At 72.9% G+C, this 23,307-nt stretch carries 22 protein-coding genes; 14 read left to right on the forward strand and 8 right to left on the reverse strand.

Annotation, left to right across the window (positions count from 1 at the left end):
• Window positions 1-3: 3 nt before the first annotated feature.
• From F1615_RS07875 to F1615_RS07885, 3 genes are all read right to left on the reverse strand, one after another.
• Window positions 4-654 (reverse strand): hypothetical protein, encoded by a 651-nt coding sequence (locus F1615_RS07875; protein WP_149548137.1) that lies wholly within the window; start codon window positions 652-654, stop codon window positions 4-6.
• Between the two features lie 45 nt (window positions 655-699).
• Window positions 700-1,473, reverse strand: coding sequence for a GntR family transcriptional regulator (locus F1615_RS07880; protein ID WP_149548138.1), 774 nt, complete (start codon window positions 1,471-1,473; stop codon window positions 700-702).
• 171 nt (window positions 1,474-1,644) lie between these two features.
• The gene (locus F1615_RS07885) at window positions 1,645-3,000 is read right to left on the reverse strand and encodes an aspartate aminotransferase family protein (protein WP_149548139.1); all 1,356 of its coding nucleotides are present in this window, start codon (window positions 2,998-3,000) and stop codon (window positions 1,645-1,647) included.
• Window positions 3,001-3,175: 175 nt separating this feature from the next.
• Here F1615_RS07885 and F1615_RS07890 point away from each other — a divergent pair, with 175 nt between their 5' ends.
• From F1615_RS07890 to F1615_RS07905, 4 genes are all read left to right on the forward strand, one after another.
• Window positions 3,176-3,781 carry a type 1 glutamine amidotransferase family protein gene (locus F1615_RS07890; RefSeq protein ID WP_149548140.1) on the forward strand — a complete coding sequence of 202 codons (606 nt, stop codon included), beginning with the start codon at window positions 3,176-3,178 and terminating at the stop codon, window positions 3,779-3,781.
• On the forward strand, window positions 3,778-4,248 hold the full coding sequence (locus tag F1615_RS07895; RefSeq protein ID WP_149548141.1) for a MarR family winged helix-turn-helix transcriptional regulator: 471 nt from the start codon (window positions 3,778-3,780) through the stop codon (window positions 4,246-4,248). The genes F1615_RS07890 and F1615_RS07895 overlap by 4 nt, the downstream gene beginning before the upstream one ends.
• A gap of 78 nt (window positions 4,249-4,326) precedes the next feature.
• Window positions 4,327-6,657: a serine/threonine-protein kinase gene (locus tag F1615_RS07900; RefSeq protein WP_149548142.1), complete on the forward strand. Its 2,331-nt coding sequence runs from the start codon at window positions 4,327-4,329 to the stop codon at window positions 6,655-6,657.
• Between the two features lie 151 nt (window positions 6,658-6,808).
• Window positions 6,809-8,356, forward strand: a complete 1,548-nt coding sequence (locus F1615_RS07905; protein WP_149548143.1) for a substrate-binding domain-containing protein — start codon at window positions 6,809-6,811, stop codon at window positions 8,354-8,356.
• 9 nt (window positions 8,357-8,365) lie between these two features.
• Here the strand turns inward: F1615_RS07905 and F1615_RS07910 are convergent, their stop codons facing one another.
• Window positions 8,366-9,109 (reverse strand): SLATT domain-containing protein, encoded by a 744-nt coding sequence (locus tag F1615_RS07910; RefSeq protein ID WP_149548144.1) that lies wholly within the window; start codon window positions 9,107-9,109, stop codon window positions 8,366-8,368.
• 304 nt (window positions 9,110-9,413) lie between these two features.
• Here F1615_RS07910 and F1615_RS07915 point away from each other — a divergent pair, with 304 nt between their 5' ends.
• The 3 genes from F1615_RS07915 to F1615_RS07925 all read left to right on the forward strand — a co-directional run bounded on the left by F1615_RS07915 (window position 9,414) and on the right by F1615_RS07925 (window position 11,075).
• A complete protein-coding gene (locus F1615_RS07915; RefSeq protein ID WP_078903235.1) occupies window positions 9,414-9,755 on the forward strand; it encodes a YbaB/EbfC family nucleoid-associated protein in 342 nt (113 codons plus the stop codon).
• A gap of 68 nt (window positions 9,756-9,823) precedes the next feature.
• Window positions 9,824-10,423, forward strand: a complete 600-nt coding sequence (gene recR, locus F1615_RS07920) for a recombination mediator RecR (protein WP_030863096.1) — start codon at window positions 9,824-9,826, stop codon at window positions 10,421-10,423.
• Entirely contained in the window at window positions 10,416-11,075 is a 660-nt protein-coding gene (locus F1615_RS07925) for a DUF5063 domain-containing protein (protein WP_149548145.1), read from the forward strand. Before recR ends, F1615_RS07925 begins: the two co-directional genes overlap by 8 nt.
• Before the next feature lie 6 nt (window positions 11,076-11,081).
• On the opposite strand, the gene F1615_RS07930 is transcribed toward F1615_RS07925, so the two are convergent.
• Complete coding sequence (locus F1615_RS07930; protein WP_149548146.1) at window positions 11,082-11,354, reverse strand: hypothetical protein; 273 nt, start codon at window positions 11,352-11,354, stop codon at window positions 11,082-11,084.
• Between the two features lie 80 nt (window positions 11,355-11,434).
• Window positions 11,435-11,908 carry a hypothetical protein gene (locus F1615_RS07935; RefSeq protein WP_149548147.1) on the reverse strand — a complete coding sequence of 158 codons (474 nt, stop codon included), beginning with the start codon at window positions 11,906-11,908 and terminating at the stop codon, window positions 11,435-11,437.
• Between the two features lie 352 nt (window positions 11,909-12,260).
• Here F1615_RS07935 and F1615_RS07940 point away from each other — a divergent pair, with 352 nt between their 5' ends.
• The 6 genes from F1615_RS07940 (at window position 12,261) to F1615_RS07965 (ending at window position 18,262) form a co-directional block, all read left to right on the forward strand.
• The gene (locus tag F1615_RS07940; RefSeq protein WP_149548148.1) at window positions 12,261-13,079 is read left to right on the forward strand and encodes a DUF5753 domain-containing protein; all 819 of its coding nucleotides are present in this window, start codon (window positions 12,261-12,263) and stop codon (window positions 13,077-13,079) included.
• A complete protein-coding gene (locus F1615_RS07945; RefSeq protein ID WP_149548149.1) occupies window positions 13,076-13,321 on the forward strand; it encodes a DUF397 domain-containing protein in 246 nt (81 codons plus the stop codon). Before F1615_RS07940 ends, F1615_RS07945 begins: the two co-directional genes overlap by 4 nt.
• A 296-nt stretch (window positions 13,322-13,617) precedes the next feature.
• Window positions 13,618-14,895 (forward strand): aspartate kinase, encoded by a 1,278-nt coding sequence (locus F1615_RS07950; RefSeq protein WP_149548150.1) that lies wholly within the window; start codon window positions 13,618-13,620, stop codon window positions 14,893-14,895.
• Complete coding sequence (locus F1615_RS07955; protein WP_149548151.1) at window positions 14,895-15,968, forward strand: aspartate-semialdehyde dehydrogenase; 1,074 nt, start codon at window positions 14,895-14,897, stop codon at window positions 15,966-15,968. Before F1615_RS07950 ends, F1615_RS07955 begins: the two co-directional genes overlap by 1 nt.
• A gap of 507 nt (window positions 15,969-16,475) precedes the next feature.
• Window positions 16,476-17,051, forward strand: a complete 576-nt coding sequence (locus tag F1615_RS07960; protein ID WP_149548243.1) for a SigE family RNA polymerase sigma factor — start codon at window positions 16,476-16,478, stop codon at window positions 17,049-17,051.
• Entirely contained in the window at window positions 17,048-18,262 is a 1,215-nt protein-coding gene (locus F1615_RS07965; protein ID WP_149548152.1) for a hypothetical protein, read from the forward strand. Before F1615_RS07960 ends, F1615_RS07965 begins: the two co-directional genes overlap by 4 nt.
• Here the strand turns inward: F1615_RS07965 and F1615_RS07970 are convergent.
• Window positions 18,229-19,053 carry an SURF1 family protein gene (locus F1615_RS07970; protein WP_149548153.1) on the reverse strand — a complete coding sequence of 275 codons (825 nt, stop codon included), beginning with the start codon at window positions 19,051-19,053 and terminating at the stop codon, window positions 18,229-18,231. The two genes, F1615_RS07965 and F1615_RS07970, sit on opposite strands and share 34 nt — an antisense overlap.
• 213 nt (window positions 19,054-19,266) lie before the next feature.
• Here F1615_RS07970 and F1615_RS07975 point away from each other — a divergent pair, with 213 nt between their 5' ends.
• Complete coding sequence (locus F1615_RS07975) at window positions 19,267-21,114, forward strand: S9 family peptidase (protein ID WP_149548154.1); 1,848 nt, start codon at window positions 19,267-19,269, stop codon at window positions 21,112-21,114.
• Between the two features lie 174 nt (window positions 21,115-21,288).
• On the opposite strand, the gene F1615_RS07980 is transcribed toward F1615_RS07975, so the two are convergent.
• Window positions 21,289-23,178 carry an NAD-binding protein gene (locus F1615_RS07980; RefSeq protein ID WP_149548244.1) on the reverse strand — a complete coding sequence of 630 codons (1,890 nt, stop codon included), beginning with the start codon at window positions 23,176-23,178 and terminating at the stop codon, window positions 21,289-21,291.
• Between the last annotated feature and the right edge of the window lie 129 nt (window positions 23,179-23,307).

Here is a 23,307-nt window from a genome sequence, read left to right on the forward strand (position 1 = left end):
GTCTCAGCTGAACACGATCATCGAGCCCTGTGCCAGGCTCCGGGTCGCCGCCGCGTGCAGGCCCAGCCAGACGTGGCGTTCGCGGGCGAAGGGGCTGGGGTCGTACGGGGCCGGGACGGCCGGCTCCTCCAGTTCCGTCGGCCCGCGCGGGGGCTCGGGAGGCGCCGGAGGGTTCGCCGGGTCGATGCCGATGGACGGGGCGACGAGTTCCAGTTCGCGCAGCAGGGCGTGGGAGGAACCCAGCGGGCCGCCGCCGGCGAGGAGTTCGTCGCTGGAGAGGGGGTGCGGGAAGTCGACGGGGACGTACGCGCCCGCGTGGTCGTAGTGCCACACGAGGTGGGACTGCTGCGCCGTCGTCTCGAACATCTCCAGCAACTGCTCGTAGTCGCCGCCCAGTTCGTCCACCGGAGTGACCGGCAGCCCGCACACCTGGAGCAGGTACACCCGGCGCAGGAAGTGCAGCGCGTCGTAGTCGAACCCCGCGACCGGGGCCACCTCGCCGGTCAGTCCCGGCATGTACTGGTACACCGGCACCGGTGGCAGCCCCGACTCGGCCAGCACCGCGTTGTACTGCGCGAGTTCCTCGGCGAACGGATTGTCGGGCGTGTGGCACAACACGTCGACGAGCGGTACCAGCCACAGGTCACAGGCCAAAGGAGGGCTCCTCGCATCGCGCGGTCGTCGGGGTGGTCACCCTGGTCAGGGAAGGGTATCGGCGCCCGGTGCGGGCGGCTCCTCCCGTGCGGACCGTTGTGCAGGTCCCTTACCCATCCCACCGGCCGTCAGCCCTTCGACGAGGGACAACGAGTGCGCGTTGTACGCCTCGACGATCGCGCGGGCGCAAGCGGTGTCACGGCGCGCCAGCGCATCGACCAGACCGGTGTGTTCGGACCACAGCCGCCCGCGCAGATCGGGCAGCCGCCGCAGATGCTGCACCGCGTACACCCACCCCTGGACGCGGAGCCGGTGCAGGAAGTCGGTGAGGTAGGGATTGCCGAACACGGACACGAGTTCGCGCCAGAAGCGCAGGTCGTAGCCGATGAGCACGGTGACGTCGCCGGCGAGGGCCGCGCGCTGGGCCTCCTCGCCGCGCCTGCGCACCCCGGCGAGGGCGACGGCGACCCGGGGCTCCTCCGGCCGGAGCTGGGCCAGGTGCCCCTCGTCCAGCGCGTGGAACATCCCGTCGATCACCAGGCTGCGGGCCTCGATCATGCCGCGGAAGTCGTCGCCGGTGTACTCGTGCACGCGGAAACCCCGGTGCTGGTCGGCGTCGAGCAGCCCCTGCGCCGACAGGTCGACCAGCGCCTCCCGCACGGGGGTCGCGGACACGCCGTACTGCTCGGCGATCTCCTTGACGGTGAACTCCTGCCCCGGCTGGAGCCGCCCGGCCAGCACCTCGTCACGGAGCGCGTCGGCGATCTGCTGCCGCAGGGTGCTGCGGGTCACTGCCACATGGCCGCTGCTGCCGGGCATGGTCGGGGCGTCTCCCTCATCGCGTTCGAGTGACGTGCACGCAAATGTCCACGGGCACGCCACCTTACGCGGTCGGGTGCGGCGCGAGGCGTTCGAACGGGCGCGGGGGAGAGCCCGCCCCGCGCCCGTTCCGCGCCCGCTCCGGCCGGTCACCCCGGCCGCCCCGCTCGGTTACTCCGTGTAGCCGTCCGCCACCGTGAGGGCGGCGTCCAGCGCCGCCAGTCCTTCCTTCAGCTCCGCCTCGCTCGCGTTGAGGGGCGGCACCACGTGGGTGCGGTTCATGTTCACGAAGGGCCAGATGCCGCTCTCCTTCGCGGCGGCGGCGAAGGCGGCCATCGGCGCGTTCGCCTCACCGGCCGCGTTGTACGGCACCAGCGGCTCCCGGGTCCGCCGGTCGCGCACCAGCTCCAGCGCCCAGAACATCCCGACGCCGCGCACCTCGCCGACGGACGGATGCCGCTCGGCGAGCGCCCGCAGCTCCGGCCCGACGAGGGAGGCGCCCAGCCGGGCCGCGTTCTCGACGACGCCTTCCTCGGCCATGACGTTGATCGTCGCCACCGCGGCCGCGCACGCCAGCGGGTGCCCGGAGTACGTCAGGCCGCCGGGGTAGGGCCGCTTGCCGAACGTCTCCGCCATGGCGCCGGAGATCGCGACGCCACCCAGCGGCACGTACCCGCTGTTCACGCCCTTCGCGAAGGTCAGCAGGTCGGGCGTGACGTCGAACAGGTCCGCCGCGAACCACTCACCGGTCCGCCCGAAGCCGGCCATGACCTCGTCCAGGACGAAGACGATCCCGTACTTGTCGCACAGCTCGCGCACGCCGGCGAGGTAGCCGGGCGGCGGGACCATGATCCCCGCCGTGCCCGGGACGGTCTCCAGGATGATCGCCGCGACGGTCGAGGGTCCCTCGAAGGCGATCGTCGTCTCCAGGTGCTCCAGCGCCCGCGCGCACTCCTGCTCCTCCGTCTCGGCGTAGAAGCGCGAGCGGTACAGGAACGGCGCCCAGAAGCGCACCACCCCGGCCGTGCCGCTGTCCGAGGCCCAGCGGCGGGGGTCACCGGTGACGTTCACGGCCTGCTGAGTGCCGCCGTGGTACGAGCGGTAGGCGGAGAGCACCTTGGGGCGCCCGGTGTGCAGGCGCGCCATGCGCAGGGCGTGCTCGACGGCGTCTGCGCCGCCGTTGGTGAAGAAGATCTTGTCCAGGTCGCCCGGGGTCCGCTCGGCGATCAGCCGGGCCGCCTCCGACCGCGCCTCGACGGCGAACGCGGGCGCGAACGTCGTCATCCGGGCGGCCTGCTCCTGGATCGCGGCGACGACCTTCGGGTGCTGGTAGCCGATGTTCGTGTAGACGAGTCCGCTGGCGAAGTCGAGATAGCGCCGGCCGTCGTAGTCCCAGAAGTACGACCCCTCCGCCCCGGCGACGGCGAGCGGGTCGATGAGCTCCTGGGCGGACCAGGAGTGGAACACATGGGCACGGTCGGCGGCCTTGACGGCGGCGCCGGCCTCGGGGTTCGGCTGAGGGGTCATGGCGCCGAGGGTAAGCCGGGGCCGAGGGGCGGCGACATCGGCGGCCTGTCTGCGGTCGGGGGCTTTCCGCGACAGGTTGTCGACAGCGGCCCGGGGATGCATTGACAGTGTTCTGTCGTCATGACAGACTGCTGTCATCGCAGGATGGTCCCGACACCCACCCAAGGGAGCGGTCATGACCCGCAAGCCCGTGCACCTCGCCCTCTACGACACCTTCGCCGACTGGGAGACCGGTCACGCCACCGCCCATCTCGCGCTCGCCGGCTACGAGGTGCGGACCGTCACCCCGTCCGGAGAGCCGGTCACCGGCATCGGCGGACTCCGGGTGCTGTCCGACCTCGCACTCGACGAGCTGCGCCCCGAGGACAGCTCGCTGCTGATCCTCACCGGCGCCGCCCGCTGGGACGAGGGCGACGACCTCGCCCCCTTCGCCCGTACCGCCCGCGCCTTCCTCGACGCCGGTGTGCCCGTCGCCGCGATCTGCGGCGCCACCGCCGGGCTCGCCCGGGAAGGGCTGCTCGACGACCGGGCGCACACCAGCGGCGCCGCCCCCTACCTCGCCATGACCGGATACGCGGGCGCCGGGCGGTACGTCGAGGCCGACGCCGTCACCGACCGCGGACTCGTCACCGCCGGGCCGACGGAGCCCGTCGCCTTCGCCCGCGAGATCTTCCGGCTGCTCGGCGCCTACGACGAGAAGGTGACCGACGCCTGGTACCGGCTGTTCCACGACTCCGACCCGGAGGCGTACGCCGCGTACGAGGAGGCGCTGAGCCGGTGAGCCGCGAACGGCAGGACCTCCTCAGCCGGGGCGCGCTCGGTACCTTCCGGCTGAACGGCCAGTTCCTCGCGGTCGCCGAGGAACTGGCCCGCCCCGCCGGGATCACCGCGGCCTGGTGGCAGGTGCTCGGCGCGGTCCTCGGCGAACCGCTGCCGGTCTCCGGGATCGCCAGGGCCATGGGCATCACCCGGCAGAGCGTGCAGCGCATCGCCGACCTGCTGGTGGAGCGCCAACTCGCCGAGTACCGGCCCAACCCCGCCCACCGCCGCGCCAAACTCCTCGCCCCGACCGACGAGGGCCGCGCCGCGATCGCCCGCATCGACCCCGGTCACGCCGCCTTCGCGGAGCGGCTGGCGAAGGCGTACGAGGAGGCGCACGGCGAGGGGGAACTCGCCCGCGCGGTACAGGCGCTCGAGCGCCTGTCCGAGGTGCTCGACACCCTCGGTCCGCCTGTTACGGAACCGTAGACGGCACCCGGCCCGCCCGGCACCGGCCCCGCACTATCCTCGATCCGTTGCTCACTGCAGGGGGAAGGCGGCGCAGCGATGGACAAGCTGGGGGCCGGGGATCCGCGGAGAATCGGGGCGTACCGGCTGCTGGCGCGGCTCGGTGCGGGTGGCATGGGGCAGGTCTATCTCGCCCGCTCCGACCGGGGGCGCACGGTCGCCGTGAAGCTGGTCCGCGAGGAGCTGGCCCGGCAGGAGGAGTTCCGGGCGCGCTTCCGCCAGGAGGTGAGGGCCGCCCGGCAGGTCGGCGGCGACTGGACGGCGCCGGTGCTGGACGCGGACACCGAGGCGCCCGTGCCCTGGGTCGCCACCGGGTACGTCGCGGGCCCCAGCCTCCAGCAGGTGGTCGGGCACGATCACGGGGCGCTGCCCGAGCGGTCGGTGCGCATCCTCGCCGCCGGTCTCGCGCACGCGCTGAAGGACATCCACGCCGCCGGGATCGTCCACCGCGACCTCAAGCCGTCCAACGTGCTCGTCACCATCGACGGTCCGCGGGTCATCGACTTCGGGATCGCGCGGGCGCTGGAGACGGTGACCGACGGGGGGCTCACCCGCACCGGCGCGCTCGTCGGCTCGCCCGGCTTCATGGCACCCGAGCAGGTGCGCGGCGACCGCGTCACGCCGGCCTGCGACGTGTTCTGCCTCGGCTCGGTGCTCGCCTACGCCGCGACCGGGGCCCTCCCCTTCGGCACCGCCAACAGCGGGGTGCACGCCCTGATGTTCCGCATCGCCCAGGAGGAACCCGACCTGGAGCGGGTGCCCGAGGGGCTCGCCGACCTCGTGCGCGACTGTCTGCGCAAGGACCCGGCCGCGCGGCCCACGCTCGACCGGGTGCTGGAACGCACCGGCGCGGAGGACACCGTCGTCGACGGCCGCTCCCGCGACCCGTGGCTGCCGAGCGCCCTGGTCGCCCAGCTCGGCCGGCACGCGGTGCGGCTGCTCGACGCGGAGGACCCGGAGACCCCCGGCCACCCGCCGGCACCGGCGGGCCGAGGACCGGCAGCCGGCCCACCGGCCTGGCCCGCCGCACCGCCGCCGGTCGTGCCCGGCCCGTCCTCCCCTGGCGCTCCGCGGGCGGGCGAGCCCGGAGCGGCCGCTTCCGGCGCTTCCGCGGCCGGGTCGGTCCCCGCTGCGCCGGGCGCGGGGCAGCCGGGTGTGCCCGGGGCGGGCGCCCCCGGCGCGGGGCACGGGGCTCCTCCCGGGCCGCCGTACGGCGCCGCGTCCGGGCCGCGGCAGCCGCTGCCCCCCGGACCGGCCGGGCCCGGAGCCGGTCAGCCGCAGACCCCCGGCACCGGTCAGCCGCAGGCCCCCGCCCCCGGCGCCGGTCAGCCGGAGGCTCCCGGCACCGGTCAGCCGCAGGCCCCCGCCTCCGGCGCCGGTCAGCCGGAGGCTCCCGGTGCCGGTCAGCCGCACCTGGCCGGGCCGGGCGCGGGGCGGCAGGAGCCGCCGGGGCCGGGCCGTTCCGCCGGGGCGGACGGGCGGGCGGCGCCCACCGCGGGGCCGCCGGGCGCCACCCCCGAGCACGCGCGTGCCGCCGACGACTCCGCCGCGCCGCCGCCGCCGGGGCAGCCGGGTGTGGACCACCTCCCCACCCTGGTCGCCGGCCGGAACACCCCGACCCCGCCCCCCGGCCCGGCCCCGGGCGGTGCGTACGGACATGCCCAGCAGCACCCCCAGCCCCCCGCGTACGGCTACCCGTACAACGGCTACGGCGCGGGTCGGACCCCGCCGTACGGGCCGCCGCCGTTCGGGCAGGCCCCGCCGCCGTACGGGCCGGCGTCCGAGCCGCGCAGGGACGGCCGGTCCACCGCGCTCCTCGTGCTGATCGCGCTGGTCGTCGCGCTCGGCGCGGGCGGCACCGTGTACGCGCTGATGAGCGGCGGCGACGGCGAGCACCGCGCCGTCGGCGAACCGTCGGCGTCCTCGTCGCCGGGCGGCGCGTCGCAGAGCACGGGTCCGAGCACGCCCGGCACCGACCAGCCGGCCGGCACACAGCAGCCGAGCACCTCCGCGCCGGCGGACGGGACGATCCCGGCGGAGTTCCTGGGGAGCTGGTCCACCACCATCGACAACGCGAGCGGGCAGCACAGCCGCCGGCTGACCGTCCAGCAGGGCGAGGCCGGCGACACGGTGATGTCCCTCGTCGCCGACGGACCCACCGGTAGCGGCACCTACCACTGCGTCTTCGAGGCCCGGCTCACCGCGAGCTCCGGCGGCCGGCTGGACATCGGCCCGTCCTCCGTCACGGTCGGCCGGCCGCGCAGCGCCTGCACCCCGGGTGCGGCCAGCGAGATCACCCTGCTCCCCGACGGCTCCCTGAAGCGCGTGAACACCGGCAACGGCGAACAGCTCACCTACACCCGGGACTGACGGACGCGCGGCACCAAGTCCCCGCCCGCCCAAGGTGGTTGAACGTTCGGCGAACGCCGGTGAACTTCACCGGACGTGAGCCGCCCCCGCTCGTGCACGGCCGTACGGTGGCCACCCGGTCGGACGAGCGGGCAGTGGCGGGGGCGGCACGATGGACTGGCTGAGCGCGGAGAACCTGGTGGCCGTGGCGACGGCGGTCCTCGGTGTCGTCGCCTCCGCCGTCATGGTCTGGTACGAGCGACGGGTGCCGCGCCGCAAGAGGATCGGGTACCGCGTCCAGCTGGACGTCCCGATCGGCGACGACCAGCGCTCGGGCCGCCGCGTCAACCGGCGGGTCGGCTGGTTCGACACGGCGGCGGGGATGACCGACGCCAGCATGGTGCTGCTGCGCATCGAGAACGACGGCTCCCAGGCCATCGGCCGCGACGACTACCAGAGCCCGGGGGACCACGGCCTGACCGTGGAGTTCGGTGACCGCACCATCCTCGGTGTCTCGGTCACCCAGCCCTCGCCGACCAGCCACCTCATCGAGCACTTCACCCCGGAACGGGGGTTCGGCGCCCAGGGCGGCACACTGCACGTCCCGCGGGTCCCGCTGAACCGGGGCGCCTACTTCAAGCTGCTGGTGCTGCTCTCCGGCGGAGCCGTGGGCGACGAGATCGAACTGCGCGGCGACCTGAGCGAGGGCGAGGTGCACCGCAACCGCAGCGCCACCCCGGACGAGAAGGCCCCGCTGTTCAGCCGCGCGGCGCGGCTGATCACCATCACGCTCACGCTGTGCGTGGTGGCGCTTGCGGTGATCGTCGTGGCCCAGGACGACAGCCCGCCGCCCATCGGCTGCGAGGGCGGCACGCTGAGGCTCACCGGCTCGACGGCGTTCGCCCCCGTGCTGCGGGAGGTCGCGGAGAAGTACGAACGGGACTGCGAGGAGGACGACCCGCACATCGAGGTGGACGCGCACGGGTCGACGGCCGGCCTACGGGCCCTGGCGGCGGCGGGCGCCGAGGCGGAGCACGGTTCGCCGGCGGTGGTCGCCCTGTCGGACGGACCCAAGCCGGGCGGACTGCCCGAACTGCGGGAGAACCGGATCGCGGTGTCGGTGTTCGCGCTGGTGGTCAACGACGACGTGCGGCTGCGGAACCTGTCGACGACGGACGTACGGCGGCTGTACCGGGGCGAGATCGCGAACTGGAGCGAACTCGGCGGCGCCGACCTGCCCGTCCACCTGGTCAGCCGGGACGCGGGCTCCGGCACGCGGCAGGTGTTCCAGCACCGCGTGCTGGGCCGGGGCGAGATCGCCCACTCCTCCGTCGACTGCGTGCACAAGGACGACCCGTCCGCCCCTGTGGTCCGCTGCGAACTCGACTCCACCGACCAGGTGCTGGACACCGTCGCCGCCCTGCCCGGCGCGATCGGCTACAGCGAACTCAACCACGTCATCGGCACGAAGGGGCTGCACCGGCTGCGTCTCGACGGCGACCCGCCGTCCGTCGACGCCATCGAGCACGGGACGAGCTCCTACCCGTACCGGGAGATCGAGTACGCCTACACCTACGGGCGGCCCCCGGCGGACTCCCTGGCGTCCAGCTTCCTGACGTATCTCGCGCGCGGCAACGGCCAGGACGTGATCCGCACCCACGGCCATCTGCCCTGCTGGACCCCGGAGGGGCTGGAGCTGTGCGCGCGGGACACACCGTGACGGCGGGGTTCAGCGCGGCTCGGGCGGACGCTGCCGCGGCATGTTCGGACGCGCCGGGCCCGGCGCGGACGGGAAGCGGCCGTGCGGGACGGAGCCCTCCGGGCGCCCCCCGCCGGCCACCGCCGTCCGGACGCCCAGCGGCGCGCCGCCGCTGCGGAACTCCACCATCCAGTCGGCCGTCTCGACGCGCACCAGCTCCGTCACGTCCTCCGAGAACCGCCGCAGCACCGACAGGCACCGCTCGGCCGCCTCGCTCGCCGTGCCCTCCGCCGGGCCGAGCACCTCGCGGACGCACTCCGACGCCCAGTCGAACTGGAACGCCTGCAGCCGCCGCTGCAGGGCCTGCGCCGTCGCCACGTCCCGCATCCAGCCGGACGTCATCCCGAAGTACCGGTCCCCGGCGACACACGCCACCGCGAGCAGCAGCGCCAGGTACCCCCAGGGCGCGGTCCCCTCGGCCACCCCGGTCAGCTCGAGCAGCGGCAGCGCCGCCCCGGTCAGCGCGCCCGCCGCGGTCCCGGTCCGCAGCGCCCACGCGCACCGCCGCTTCCACGCCCGGTCCTCGAGATACCAGGCGGCCGTGTCCAGCGCCCCCCGCTCCACCCACCGGTACAGCTCGTCCAGCCGGGCCGCCGGCTCGCCCCAGTCCCCGAGCGGGAACCGCCGTCCGGCCGGATCGCCCGGCCGCGCTCCGGCCGCCCCCTCGCCCCGCCGGTCCGGCCGACCTTCGGGCTGCATCTCCGGCTGACCCACCCGGTATCTCCCTACTGAACTGACCCTGCCGACCCCTGCTGATCCCTGCCGACCCCGCGTACCGTCCGTGCGTGATGTGTGACGCCAGGTGCTCGCGCGACCGACCCTTCCTACCGCCCAATGGGTGGCGGCGTCGGGGGTTCGCGCTCTTTTACGCCCGGAAGAAGGCCGTGATCAGGTATAGGGCCACCAGCGGGACTCACTCGAAAGAGTGCTGGGGCGACGGCTGTCCCGACCACGTAGGCTCGTGCCGTACGGCAAAACCGTGACATGCGGACCGACGGACCGACCAAGGAGCTGAATCGTGATCCCCGGTGGTGGCCAGCCCAACATGCAGCAACTGCTCCAGCAGGCCCAGAAGATGCAGCAGGACCTGGCCAGGGCGCAGGAGGAACTGGCGCGTACGGAGGTCGACGGCCAGGCGGGCGGCGGCCTGGTGAAGGCCACCGTCACCGGTTCCGGCGAACTGCGGGCGCTGAAGATCGACCCGAAGGCGGTGGACCCGGAGGACACCGAGACCCTCGCGGACCTGGTCGTGGCGGCCGTCCAGGCGGCCAACGAGAACGCCCAGGCGCTGCAGCAGCAGAAGCTCGGCCCGCTGGCCCAGGGCCTGGGCGGGGGCGGCATCCCGGGTCTGCCCTTCTGACCATTCCAAGACGGCCCCCGGGCCTCTACCGTACGTACTGAAGGAACACCAGGAAGGACGGCAGTCCGTTGTACGAAGGCGTGGTCCAGGACCTCATCGACGAGCTGGGGCGGCTCCCCGGCGTCGGTCCCAAGAGCGCGCAGCGGATCGCCTTCCACATCCTCCAGGCGGAACCGACGGACGTACGGCGTCTCGCGCACGCGCTGATGGAAGTCAAGGCGAAGGTCCGCTTCTGCGCGACCTGCGGGAACGTCGCGCAGGAGGAGCAGTGCAACATCTGCCGCGACACCCGCCGCGACCCCGCGGTCATCTGTGTCGTGGAGGAGCCCAAGGACGTCGTGGCCATCGAGCGCACCCGTGAGTTCCGGGGCCGCTACCACGTGCTGGGCGGCGCGATCAGCCCGATCGACGGGGTGGGCCCCGACGATCTGCGCATACGGGAACTCCTGGCCCGGCTGGCCGACGGCACGGTCACGGAACTCATCCTGGCCACGGACCCGAATCTCGAGGGCGAGGCCACGGCGACGTACCTCGCCCGCATGATCAAGCCCATGGGCCTGAAGGTCACCCGCCTGGCCAGCGGCCTCCCGGTGGGCGGCGACCTGGAATACGCGGACGAGGTGACCCTCGGCCGCGCCTTCGAGGGGAGACGACTCCTAGATGTCTGACGCCACGCTGCACGCGACGCACCAGAACCCGGACGACTTCGCGGTCCAGATCGCCGACCAGATCGAGAGCTTCCTGGTCGCCGTCACGGAGGTCGCGAAGGGCGACGAGCCGGACTCGGCGGTCCCCTTCCTCCTCCTGGAGGTCTCCCAGCTCCTCCTGGCCGGCGGGCGCCTGGGCGCCCACGAGGACATCGTCCCCGACGAGCGCTACGAGCCCGACCCGGGGCCCGAGGCCGACGTGGACCAGCTCCGCGAGAACCTCGCCCGGCTCCTCGAGCCGATCGACGTCTACTCCGAGGTCTTCGACCCGTACGAGCCCCGCAAGGCGCCCGTCCCGGCCCGTATCTCCGACGACCTCACCGACGTCATCACCGACCTCCGCCACGGCATGGTCCACTACCGCGCCGGCCGCACGTCGGAGGCCCTGTGGTGGTGGCAGTTCTCCTACTTCTCCAACTGGGGCTCCACGGCGTCCGCCACCCTGCGCGCCCTGCAGTCCGTGGTCGCCCACGTCCGCCTCAACCAGCCCCTCGCCGAGCTCGACGGCCTGGACACCGACCAGGGCATGGGCGACGACACCCTGGAGTTCGAGGCGGGCAAGGTCATGGCCGAGGAGATCGGCGCACCCCTGGGCCTCCGTCCGGCCCGGTAGGACGGCTCAGGACCAGGGGAATCCCTCGTTGATGCCGAACAGCACGGTCATCAGCGCCAGCAGTGCCAGCGGGATGACGACGAACGCCGCTTCGGGACGTTCGCGCCGGAGCGCCTGCCAGACGAGGGCGACGGCGGGGCCGGACAGCCCCCCGGCCATCAGCGTCCAGCCCGCGTCACCGCTGCCGACGACGTTGAACGCGACGAACGCCGCCAGGACGAACAGCGCGGGGGAGGCCCACAGGTGCCTCAGCGCCCGCGGGGCTTCGGAGTTGGCCATCGGTGTGTTCCCTTCCGCGGCACGGGGCGGTGCGCCGGCCCGGCGCCGGCGCACCACCACGCGTGACGAGTCCCGGTCCCTCAGACGAGGCTGCGGATGTACGTGTACAGCTGGTACTGGGCCTCGGCGCCGGCCGCGACCCAGGCGATGCGGACCGGGTGGTACCAGGGCAGGCCGTCCATGTACGAACGGAACTTGCCCCAGTTGTCCTTGGCGGCCTTGACCGCGCCGTTGTAGACCTTGCCGCCGTGCTTCTTCAGCAGGTTGAACAGGGCCTTGGCGGCGCCGCCGACGGCACCTCGCGCCTGGACGTCGGTGGCCGTGCCGTTGGCCACGGCACGCAGCGACGTGGTGTCCCGCGCCTTCAGCTCGGCCGACAGGGCCGGGTCGGCGAGGAGGGCGCGGGCCTGGGCCGCGGTCAGCGTCACCTGCGAGGAGGCCGCCGGGCGGGCCGGCGCGGTGGTCTCGGACGCCTGCGCCAGGCCGGCGCCGGCCCCGATGGAGACGGCCGCCACGGCCGAAACGGCGGCCAGACGCAGTGTGTTGCGGGTCATGTACGATCTCCCTTGTGTTCAATCACAAGGGGAGGAAGCCCAAAAGGGCGACCTGGACTGGCGTGGAAACCGAAATGGTCCCCCCGCGGACTTCTTCCCCCGATTAATTCCTGCGCCTCAACTGGGCTGGTCAGGCCCGGTGTTCGACGCGGCAGGAACATAACACGGTGCATGATCATTTCGCCACTGGCCATTTTCGTTCGCCCGCTCGCGACGCCCACTTAATTCGATTTTGAATTCAACGACTCCGGTTCCGGGAGTTCGCACGGAGCGGTGAATCGCCCTCGTCACGGTCACACGGTGGTGTCCGACGGTCTACGCTCGGTGGCCGATCAAGCCGGAGGTGGGCATCGTGCCGGTCCCGAACAGCAACGACAACTCCCGGCCGCCCGCGGCCTGGTGCTACAGCGGCAACCAGCTCAAGCGCTGGCGCACCCTCGCCAACATCAGCCGCGAGGCGCTGGCCGCCGCCGCCAACTACGCCCCGGAGACCATCGCGTCCATGGAGCGCGGCGTGCGGATGCCGACGCCCAGGGTGCTCGACGTGGCGGACGAACTGTGCGGTGCGCAGGGGATGCTGAGCGCGGCGAAGGAGTACGTGCGCAGGGAGCGCTACTCCGCGCGTGCGGTGGACTTCATCGAGTGGGAGCGGGAGGCGACGAGCCTCTGGACGTACGAAGTCGCGCTGGTACCAGGCCTGGTGCAGACCCCTGCGTACGCGCGCACGCTCATCGACAACCGGATCCCGCCGCTGGACGAGGAGACGGTGGAGGAGCGGGTGGCGGCCCGGATGGAGCGGCAGGCACTCCTCGCGCAGCGCAAGCCACCGGTCGGGCTGAGCTTCGTCCTCTACGAAGCTGTGCTGCGCAGCCCGCTGGTGGACGCGGAGCAGCTCCAGCGGTTGCTGGAGGTGTCCCGGCTGCGCAACGTCGTCTTGCAGGTGCTGCCATTCGAGCGGGCGTTCGGGAACGCGCTGGAGGGCCCCATGGTGCTGATGGAGGGGCAGGACCACGAGCGATTCGCCTTCATGGAGGGCGCGTTCGCCAGCGAGCTTTCGGCTGAACCAGGTGTTGTCAGCCGTGTGACCGAGCGGCTAAGCATGATTCGTACGCGGGCCCTCGACCCCGACGAGTCGGCCCGTCTCATCGAGCGGATGGTGAATCAGCCGTGAGCGACCAGCTGAAGTGGTTCAAGTCGACGTACAGCGACAACGAGGGCGGTGCCTGCGTCGAGGTCGCCCTCGCGTGGTTCAGGTCGAGCTACAGCGACAGTGAGGGCGGGAACTGCGTCGAGGTCGCCCACTGCGGTGCCGTCCACGTCCGTGACTCCAAGACCGCCCCCTCGGGCCCCGAACTCCGTGTCGCCGCCCCCGCGTGGGCGGCGTTCGTTTCCGCGGTTCAGCCCGGAGCTTGAGCCTCGGGCTTCGAGCGCTTCCTCTTGAGTCTGCTGGTGTGGTTGAAATGCCAACCAACATCACCCCCGACACCGAGCCCCTCAAGGACCTCGCAGACTGAGCCCGCGTGTGACCCGGGGCACTTTTCCGAGTGGTCCGCGTCGGGATGGGCAGGAGCCCACCTGCGAGAGCGCCGGGGAGTCTCACCATGCGGTATCCCGGGGGGATTTTTCGGACGCTCGATAGACTGAACCGACCGCGGCGCACACATATGTGTGCGAACTGCGGAAAACGACGGACTGAGCGAGGAGCGCACGTGGGCCTTGTCGTGCAGAAGTACGGAGGCTCCTCCGTAGCCGATGCCGAGGGCATCAAGCGCGTCGCCAAGCGGATCGTGGAAGCCAAGAAGAACGGCCACCAGGTGGTCGCCGTGGTTTCCGCGATGGGCGACACGACGGACGAGCTGATCGATCTCGCCGAGCAGGTTTCCCCGATCCCTGCCGGACGCGAGCTCGACATGCTGCTGACCGCCGGAGAGCGGATCTCCATGGCCCTGCTGGCCATGGCGATCAAGAACCTGGGTCACAACGCCCAGAGCTTCACCGGCAGCCAGGCAGGTGTCATCACCGACTCGGTCCACAACAAAGCCCGCATCATCGATGTCACGCCGGGCCGGATCAAGGCCTCGGTGGACGAGGGCAACATCGCCATCGTCGCCGGTTTCCAGGGCGTAAGCCAGGACACCAAGGACATCACCACGCTCGGCCGCGGCGGTTCCGACACCACCGCCGTCGCCCTCGCCGCGGCGCTCGACGCCGAGGTGTGCGAGATCTACACGGACGTCGACGGTGTGTTCACCGCCGACCCGCGCGTGGTGAAGAAGGCCCGGAAGATCGACTGGATCGCGTTCGAGGACATGCTCGAGCTCGCGGCCTCCGGGTCCAAGGTGCTCCTCCACCGCTGTGTGGAGTACGCCCGCCGGTACAACATCCCGATCCACGTCCGCTCGTCCTTCAGCGGACTGCAGGGCACGTGGGTCAGCAGCGAGCCGATGAAGCAAGGGGACAAGCAGGTGGAGCAGGCTCTCATCTCCGGTGTCGCACACGACACCTCCGAGGCCAAGGTCACGGTCGTCGGTGTGCCCGACAAGCCCGGCGAGGCCGCCTCGATCTTCCGTACGATCGCCGATGCCGAGATCAACATCGACATGGTCGTGCAGAACGTGTCCGCCGCCTCCACGGGCCTGACGGACATCTCCTTCACCCTGCCGAAGACCGAGGGCCGCAAGGCCATCGACGCCCTGGAGAAGAACAAGGGCGCCATCGGCTTCGACTCCCTGCGCTACGACGACCAGATCGGCAAGATCTCCCTGGTCGGCGCCGGTATGAAGACCAACCCGGGCGTCACCGCCGACTTCTTCACCGCGCTCAGCGACGCCGGCGTGAACATCGAGCTGATCTCGACCTCCGAGATCCGCATCTCGGTCGTGACGCGCAAGGACGACGTGCCCGAGGCCGTGCGCGCCGTGCACTCCGCCTTCGGCCTGGACTCCGACAGCGACGAGGCCGTGGTCTACGGAGGCACCGGCCGCTGATGACCGGGACCGCAGGACCCGGGCGCTCCGGGCGGCCGACGCTCGCGGTCGTGGGGGCGACCGGGGCCGTCGGCACGGTCATGCTCCAGATCCTGTCCCAGCGGGCGGACGTCTGGGGCGAGATCAGGCTCATCGCCTCCCCGCGCTCGGCCGGCCGCAAGCTGGCCGTGCGCGGAGAGGAGGTCGAGGTCGTCGCGCTCACCGAGGAGGCGTTCGACGGGGTCGACGTCGCGATGTTCGACGTGCCCGACGAGGTCGCCGAGCGGTGGGCGCCCCTCGCCGCCGCGCGGGGCGCGGTGGTGGTGGACAACTCCGGCGCGTTCCGGATGGACCCGGACGTGCCGCTCGTCGTGCCCGAGGTCAACGCGCACGCCGTGCGCAGGCGCCCGCGCGGGATCGTCGCGAACCCGAACTGCACCACCCTGTCGATGATCGTCGCGCTGGGCGCGCTGCACGCCGAGTTCGGCCTGCGCGAGCTGGTCGTCTCGTCGTACCAGGCGGTCAGCGGCGCCGGGCACGCGGGCGTGCGGACCCTGCGCGAGCAGCTGTCCCTGGTCGCCGGCACGGAGCTGGGCACCAGCCCCGGCGACGTGCGGCGGGCCGTGGGGGACAACACCGGTCCGTTCCCGGAGCCGGTCGCGCTGAACGTCGTACCGTGGGCCGGGTCGCTGCGCGAGGACGGCTGGTCCTCGGAGGAGATGAAGGTGCGGGACGAGACCCGCAAGATCCTCGGCCTGGCCTCCCTGCCCGTGGCGGTCACCTGCGTCCGCGTCCCCGTGGTCACCACGCACTCCCTCACCGTGCACGCCCGGTTCGAGGGCGAGGTCACCGTCGACAGGGCGCGCGAGATCCTCGCGACGGCACCCGGCGTCGTCCTGTTCGACAACCCGGCCGCCGGGGAGTTCCCCACCCCCGCCGATGTCGTCGGCACCGATCCGACCTGGGTCGGGCGGGTCCGGCGGGCCCTGGACGACCCCACGGCGCTGGAGCTCTTCGTGTGCGGGGACAACCTGCGCAAGGGAGCCGCGCTCAACACCGCGCAGATCGCCGAACTCGTGGTGGTTGAGCGGTAAAAAGTTCTGGATCACACAGGATTCGTTTGTAGGATCTGTGTAAGTCTTGTGAGCCGGGATTCTCGGTCTGGACCACTTGTAGCCGCACGTCCGGCGACCGAGGATTGCACGAGGATTGCACGAGGATTCATCTCCCCGCCCTCCGCAACCAAGCGGAGGGCGGGGAGCGTCTTTGCGGTCACCCTTTCCGGGGCGTGGGGACGCTGCGTTCCAGACGTGGGGACGTCTGGAACCGGGCGTGGGGACGCCCGTTCATATGGGATACAGGGGAAGAGCGGGACGCATGAGGGCATTTGATGTGCTGTCGGTGGTGCTGCCCGATGCGGGCGGGCGGCCGGTGGCACCCGCCGCCGCAAAAGTGACGCCCGGCGCGTACAACCCTTACGGGGGGAAGCGTGTCCAACTGGTGTGGCTGAGGTACTCGACTTCACAGCGCCGCGTGGCACGGCCCTCCGGCCGCCACGCCCGGCTCTCCGACCCCGCATGCCGGGCGCGTCCGGCGGCGGCATGCCGGTGATCGCGCCGATGCCCGCAGCGCGCCCCGCCCGCATACCGAGTCAGCGTGACGGCGCCGACGACGCCGTGGCGGCCGGCACCACCGTCGACCACCTCACCGAGACCTACCGCGCGCACTACCGCTCGCTGCTGGGCCTCGCGGCGCTCCTCCTCGACGACACCGCCTCCTGTGAGGACGTCGTCCAGGAGGCGTTCATCCGCGTCCACTCCGCACGCAAACGCGTCCGGGACCCGGAGAAGACCCTGGCCTATCTGCGTCAGACGGTCGTCAACCTGTCCCGTTCCGCGCTGCGCCGCCGCATCCTCGGCCTCAAGCTCCTCTCCAAGCCCATGCCCGACATGGCGAGCGCGGAGGAGGGCGCCTACGACCAGCTGGAGCGCGACTCCCTCATCAAGGCGATGAAGGGGCTCCAGCGCCGTCAGCGCGAGGTGCTGGTGCTGCGCTACTTCGCGGACATGACCGAGGCGCAGGTCGCCGAGACGCTCGGCATCTCGCTGGGCTCGGTGAAGGCGTACGGCTCGCGCGGTATCGCGGCACTGCGGCTGGCCATGGGGGCGCCGGCATGAGCGACGGCAAGGACGCGCGGCCCGGGGAGCGCGAGCCGGAGGGCTCGCACGCCCCCGGCACGGGGCGGGAGCCCGAGGGGGGCGCGCCCGCCGCCGAGGTCCCGCGCGAGGCCGGGACGCCGCACGAGCAAGAGCCGAAGCACACGCACGCTGGGAACGGAACTGTGAACGACGGCCGGGACGAACAGAGCCCCGAAGGGCTCGACTCGGACGAGCTGGAACTGCGCGCCCTGCTGCACCAGGCGGTGCGCGAGGTGGAGCCGGGCGACGGCACCCTGGACTACCTGCGCCGGGCCGTCCCCGCGCGCCGGGCGCGCAAACGCCAGGCCCTGGTCGGCATGGCCGCCGCCGCCCTCTTCATCGGCACCGCGGTCCCCGCGGCCGTGCACGTCTCGGGCAGCTCCGGCTCCGACGCCAACCCCTCCGCCGTCGGCCACGCCTCGCAGGATCAGGGCGGCACCGGCCAGGACGAGGACCCCGGCGGTGGCCAGAGCACCGCGGGCGGCTCCTCTGACCAGGTCGGGGGCACCGGCAAGGACGACAAGAAGGAGGAGGACGGGGACGGCGCGAGCACCGGCTCAGGCGCGGGTGCGACCGAGGGCGCCGACCCCTCGGCGGGCACCTCGGCCGAGGCGCCCGCCTGTACCGCCGCGCAGCTCGGACCGGCGGTCGCGAGCAGTGCCGCTCCCGACTCCACGGGCGCCGTCTACGGCTCGTTCCGGGTCGCCAACGTCTCCGTGGCCGGCTGCGCCGTCGACGGCCCCGGCGTGCTGAGCGTGACCCCGCAGGGCGCCGCATCCGCCGGCAAGGTGAGCTCGACGCGGCACGTGGCGGGGGACGCGGCGGCCGGACTGCCCGACCCCTCCCTCGAGGCCGCGCGGCTGGTGCTCGAGCCGGGTGCCGCCTACGAGGTGCGGTTCGCCTGGGTCCCCTCCGAGACCTGCCCCACCCCGGGCGAGACCGCGGGCGGCGGCACCGGCGGACCCTCGCCCGACCCGACACCCACCGGCGACCCGACGACCACGACCGGTGCCTCCGCGGGCACCGACACCGGCACGACCACTCAGCTGGTGACGGAGGACGGCGGGACGGACGGCAGCGTGGCGGTGACGTACACGGCGCCGACGGGCGTCGGCTCGGCCACCATGACGGTGAGCAACGCCTGCGCGGGCACGGTCTACTGGACGGGGCTGCTGACGCCCGCCGGCTGACGGGGGGCGTCGTCGGCGTCGTCCCCGTCCTCGTCCGTGGCCAGGCCCAGTTCCGCGTCCCGGGCGAGCTCCAGCTCGCGGCGCAGCAGACGGAACCACATGAAGATCACGAAGCCCACGAAGGCGAACCACTCGGCGGTGTAGCCCAGGTTCTGGAACGCCTTCAGGTCCAGTCCCGTGCCGCTCGGCGCGGACGCCGGCACCGGCTTCATCCCCGAGTCCCCGCGGTTGAGCGTCACCCAGGCGTCGTACACGTCGTACGGCACGAGGTTCACCAGCGAGGCCGCGCTGATCGCGGACGTCTGGCCCTCCGGCAGGCCGCCGCGGGCGCTGACGCCGTTGCTGCCGGGTGTCTCGGACGCCTGGAGCGCGCCGGTGACGGTGACCTCACCGGCCGGCACCGGGGGCACCTCGGCCGGATCGGGGTCGCCGGGCAGCCAGCCCCGTACGACGGGCAGCGCGCGGCCGGTGTCGGTGCGCAGCAGGGTCAGGACGTAGTAGCCGTCCCGGTCGTCCAGCTTGCGGTCGGGCACCAGCAACTGGGTGTCGTACCGGCCGCTCGCGGTGGTCTGCTTGCCGGAGGTGGCCTTGGTCACGGGCAGCAGGTCGTCCAGCGGCCTGGCCGCCTCCCGCTGGTCCGACGCGATCCGTTCCTCCGCGTCGCGGTGGCTGTCCACCCGGTCCTCGAACCTGCCCAGCTGCCAGGACCCCATGAAGACGCAGAAGGGGATGGCGAGCAGCAGGAAGACGTTGATCCCCCACCAGCGGGGCGTCAGCAGAAACCGGTACACGCCCTCAACGGTACGGGTCCGCGGGCGGTTCCCGTCCCGCGGGGTCGCCCCGCGGAGGGGTCGCGGCCTGGGCCTGCCGTGGCGTGTCGCGGGCCGGGCCGGATGCCCGGTCGGGGGTCCGGGCCGGGGGGCCGGTGAAAGATCCGGGGGGAGTTGTCCACAGGCTGGGGACCTGGGCCGCGCGATGCCCCCCGGGACGGGCAGTATGGGGTCATGACTGAGAGCAACGGGTCCGACGCGCCGGACCGGGCGGACCACCAGACCGAGCGAGTGGAACAGGGTGCGGGCATGCCCGACTGGGAGAAGCGCTTCCGGGCGCCCCGGGTGTCCCTGCCCGACTGGGCCGAGGACGCCCCCGACCGCTCCCTGTTCGTGTCGAACGCGACGGGGACGTACGAGCTGTACGCCTGGGACCGGGCGACCGGTGAGCAGCGCCAGGTGACGGACCGGCCCAACGGCACGACGGACGGGGTGCTCTCGCCGGACGGCGAGTGGATCTGGTGGTTCGACGACAAGGACGGCGACGAGTTCGGCGTCTGGCGGCGCCAGCGGTTCTCGGGCGGCGAGGACGAACTCGCGGCCCCGGGCCTGGACCCCTCGTACCCCGCCGGTCTGGCGCTGGGCAGGGACGGCCGTACGGCGGTCGTGGGGCGCTCCACGGACGAGGACGGTACGACGATCCACCTCGCCCGCACCGGTGAGGCGCCGGTGGAGCTGTACCGGCACCGTGAGTCGGCGGGCGTCGGCGACCTCTCCTACGACGGTTCGCTGATCGCCGTGGAGCACACCGAGCACGGTGACGCGATGCACTCCGCGCTGCGGGTGATGCGCCCCGACGGCACGACGGTCGCGGAGCTCGACGACACCCGGGGCGGCACCGAGGAACTGGGCCTGGAGGTGCTGGGCTTCGCCCCGGTCGAGGGCGACACCCGGCTGCTCATCGGGCACCAGCGGCGCGGACGCTGGGAGCCCCTGGTGTGGGACGTGGTGACGGGGGAGGAGACGGACCTCGCGCTGGACCTGCCCGGCGACGTGAGCGCCGAGTGGTACCCGGACGGCACGGGGCTGCTCATCGCGCACGGCTTCGAGGCCCGCGGCGAGCTGTTCCGCTACGACCTGACCGAGCGCCGGCTGGTGAAGATCCCCACCCCGCGCGGCGCGGTCTCCGGTGCGACGGTCCGGCCCGACGGCAGCGTGGAGTACCTGTGGTCGTCGGCGGCCGAGCCGCCGGCGGTGCGCTCCACGGCGGGCGGAGTGGTCCTCGACCCGCCCGGGATGACGTCGCCCGGGTCGGTGCCCGTGGAGGACGTGTGGGTGGAGGGCCCCGGCGGCCGCATCCACGCGCTCGTGCAGAAGCCGGCCGGCGCCACGGGCCCGCTCCCGACGGTCTTCGACATCCACGGAGGCCCCACCTGGCACGACAGCGACTCCTTCGCGGCGGGCCCGGCGGCCTGGGTCGACCACGGCTACGCGGTGGTCCGCGTCAACTACCGGGGCTCCACCGGCTACGGGCGCGCCTGGACCGACGCGCTGAAGCACCGGGTGGGCCTGATCGAGCTGGAGGACATCGCGGCGGTCCGCGAGTGGGCGATCACCTCCGGCCTGGCGGACCCCGCCCGGCTGATCCTCACCGGCGGCTCCTGGGGCGGCTACCTCACCCTGCTGGGCCTCGGCACGCAGCCGGACGCGTGGGCGATGGGCATCGCGGCGGTTCCGGTCGCCGACTACGTCACGGCGTACCACGACGAGATGGAGGCGCTGAAGGCGATGGACCGCACGCTGCTCGGCGGCACCCCGGAAGAGGTCCCCGAGCGCTTCGAGGCCTCGTCCCCGATCACCTACGTCGACCGGGTCAAGGCCCCGGTTTACATCTCGGCCGGGGTCAACGACCCCCGCTGTCCCATCCAGCAGATCGAGAACTACGTCAAACGCCTCGAGTCCCGCGAGGCGGTCCACGAGGTCTACCGCTACGACGCCGGCCACGGCTCCCTGGTGGTGGACGAACGCATCAAGCAGATCCGCCTGGAACTCGACTTCGCAGCACGACACCTCCCGGCGTAACCCCAGCCACGGGCAGTCATGCCGCCCCGGCTGCGGCCCCTCGTGCCGCCCCCAGTGCCTTGAAGGCCTGGGAGGTACCCCCAGGGCGGTACGGGTGGGCGGTGGGGGAGGCACCCCGCAAGCGCGGGTAGGTGAAGCCCACCCCCGCCCAGCCCAGGCGCCGGGGCGGCCGGGTCAGCGTCCCGCCGCCCCGGCCCCCCGGTGCCGCCCCAGCAACTCCGCCAGCCCCCGCCGGGTGGCGGCCAGCACCACCCGGTCCTCGGCACGCAGCACGTACGTGTCGGGGAGGTCCCACACAAGCCCGGAGCCCGGCGCTCCCTCCCTACCGGAGGCGGACCCCGCCGTGTCCAGCGCCAGCACCCGCCAGGCCCCCGCCCGAAACGCCTCCCCCACCGTCCGCCCCTCCAACTGCGCGTACCCGCCCACGACGACCGCCGCGAACAGCAGCACCCGCCGCTCCACCGGTATCGCCCCGAGGATCTGCCGTCCCATCATCGCCCCGGCGAACGCCGGCGCCGCCAGGTGCGACACGCTCCGGCTCCGCGTCAGCGCACCGGGGTGCGCCGTCCGCAGTGTCCGGTACACCGCCTTCGCGAAGTCGTCGTCGTACAGCCGCAGCACCGCCCGCAGATCCTGCCGCACGGACCGCGCGTACAGCACCGCCTCCAGATTCGTCGTATCGGCGCTGGTCAGCGCGAGCAGCACATCCGCGCGATGGATCTTCGCGGACTCCAGCACACCCTCCTGCGTGACGTCCCCGACGACCACCGGCACGCGTAACCGCCGCGCCACGGCCACCCCTCGCGCCTCCGGGTCCGCCTCCACGCACACCACCGGAATGTGCAGCTCCCGCAGCCGCGTCAGCACCCGCGTCCCGATCTTGCCCAGCCCCAGCAGCACCACGTGCCCGCTCAGCCCGCGCGGCGGCTTCCGCAGCGCCGACGCCGTACGGAACGTCCCCAGTGCTTCCAGCACCGCCGCCAGCAGCACCGGCAGCAGCAGCAACCCGACCAGCATCGACAGCAGTTGCAGCACCTGCCGCCCGGTGGACTGGTGGTGGGCGGGCTCGTTGATCGCGAAGAGATCCAGCAGCGTGACGTACGTGGCGTGCAGCGGGTTGTCCCGGGTCACCACCGTCAGCGCGACGGCGAGCGCGACGACCGCGGCCACCAGCCCCGCCAGCGACCACCGCAGCCGCCGCGAGAACAGCGAGGCGAACGGCGGCCCGCCCCGCCGTGCGGGCAGCGGCGGTCCGGAGTAGGAGACCTGCTCCAGCACCACCGTCCCGCGCCCGGTCGCCGCCGCCACCGCCTCAGCGTCGGGCAGCAGTCGCGGCCCCTGCTCGCCGCTGTCCTCCGAACCCTCGGCACCCGCCGGGTCGCTGCTCGTCGCGGACAGCAGCGCCAGCGTGCACAGCCCCGGGTCGGCCACTTCCCCCGGCCCCGGAGGCCGACGCTCCACCGCCCGCAGCAGCAGTCCTTCCGCGTCGACGACCTTGCTCGTGCCGACGAGCGCGCCGGCGACCAGCGCGGGCGCGGCCGTGTCGGCGTCGGACAGCACGGTCGTGGCGATGTCGGCACCCACACCCACACCCCCGCGCCCGGGAGCCGCGCCGCCGGCCAACTCGGCCGCCTGGTCGAGCAGTTCCTCGATGTGCTGCCCCAGCCGCCGGTTGTACAGCCGCAGGACGAGCCGCAGCCTGGGGTTGAGCCGGCGGGCGTTCAGCGCGGCACGGATGTTGGTCTCGTCGTCGTCGTACACCAACGCCAGCGCGGCGGCCCGCTCCACGCCCGCCTCGGCGAGCACGGCCTCGGTCGGCTCGGCGGCCTCCACCACCCGTGCACCGGGGGCGGCGGTGTCGTCGGAGACGCCGTTGCCCCGGTTGTTGACGGCGGTCACGACCCGGTCGAGCAGGGCCGCGGAGGCCGCACGGGCCCGCCCCACCATCGGCTGCCGCACGCTGCTTCCGGCGGGCGGCACGACGAGGGTCACCTGCTCGCGGTACACACCCCTAAGTTCGGCGGCGAGCCGGTGCGCCAGCCCGTCGTCACCGCACACCACCATGGGGGCGGACGGATCGCTGGGCGGGGCGGGGTTGGGAAGCAGGCTCACCACAGGGGAAGAGACTGCCTCATCGTCACGCGTGGTTCCAGGCGGCACCTGAACACCCCGGCCCGTCCCTCCGTACAAAGG

This window comes from Streptomyces marokkonensis, assembly GCF_008312835.1.
GTDB lineage: Bacteria > Actinomycetota > Actinomycetes > Streptomycetales > Streptomycetaceae > Streptomyces > Streptomyces marokkonensis_A.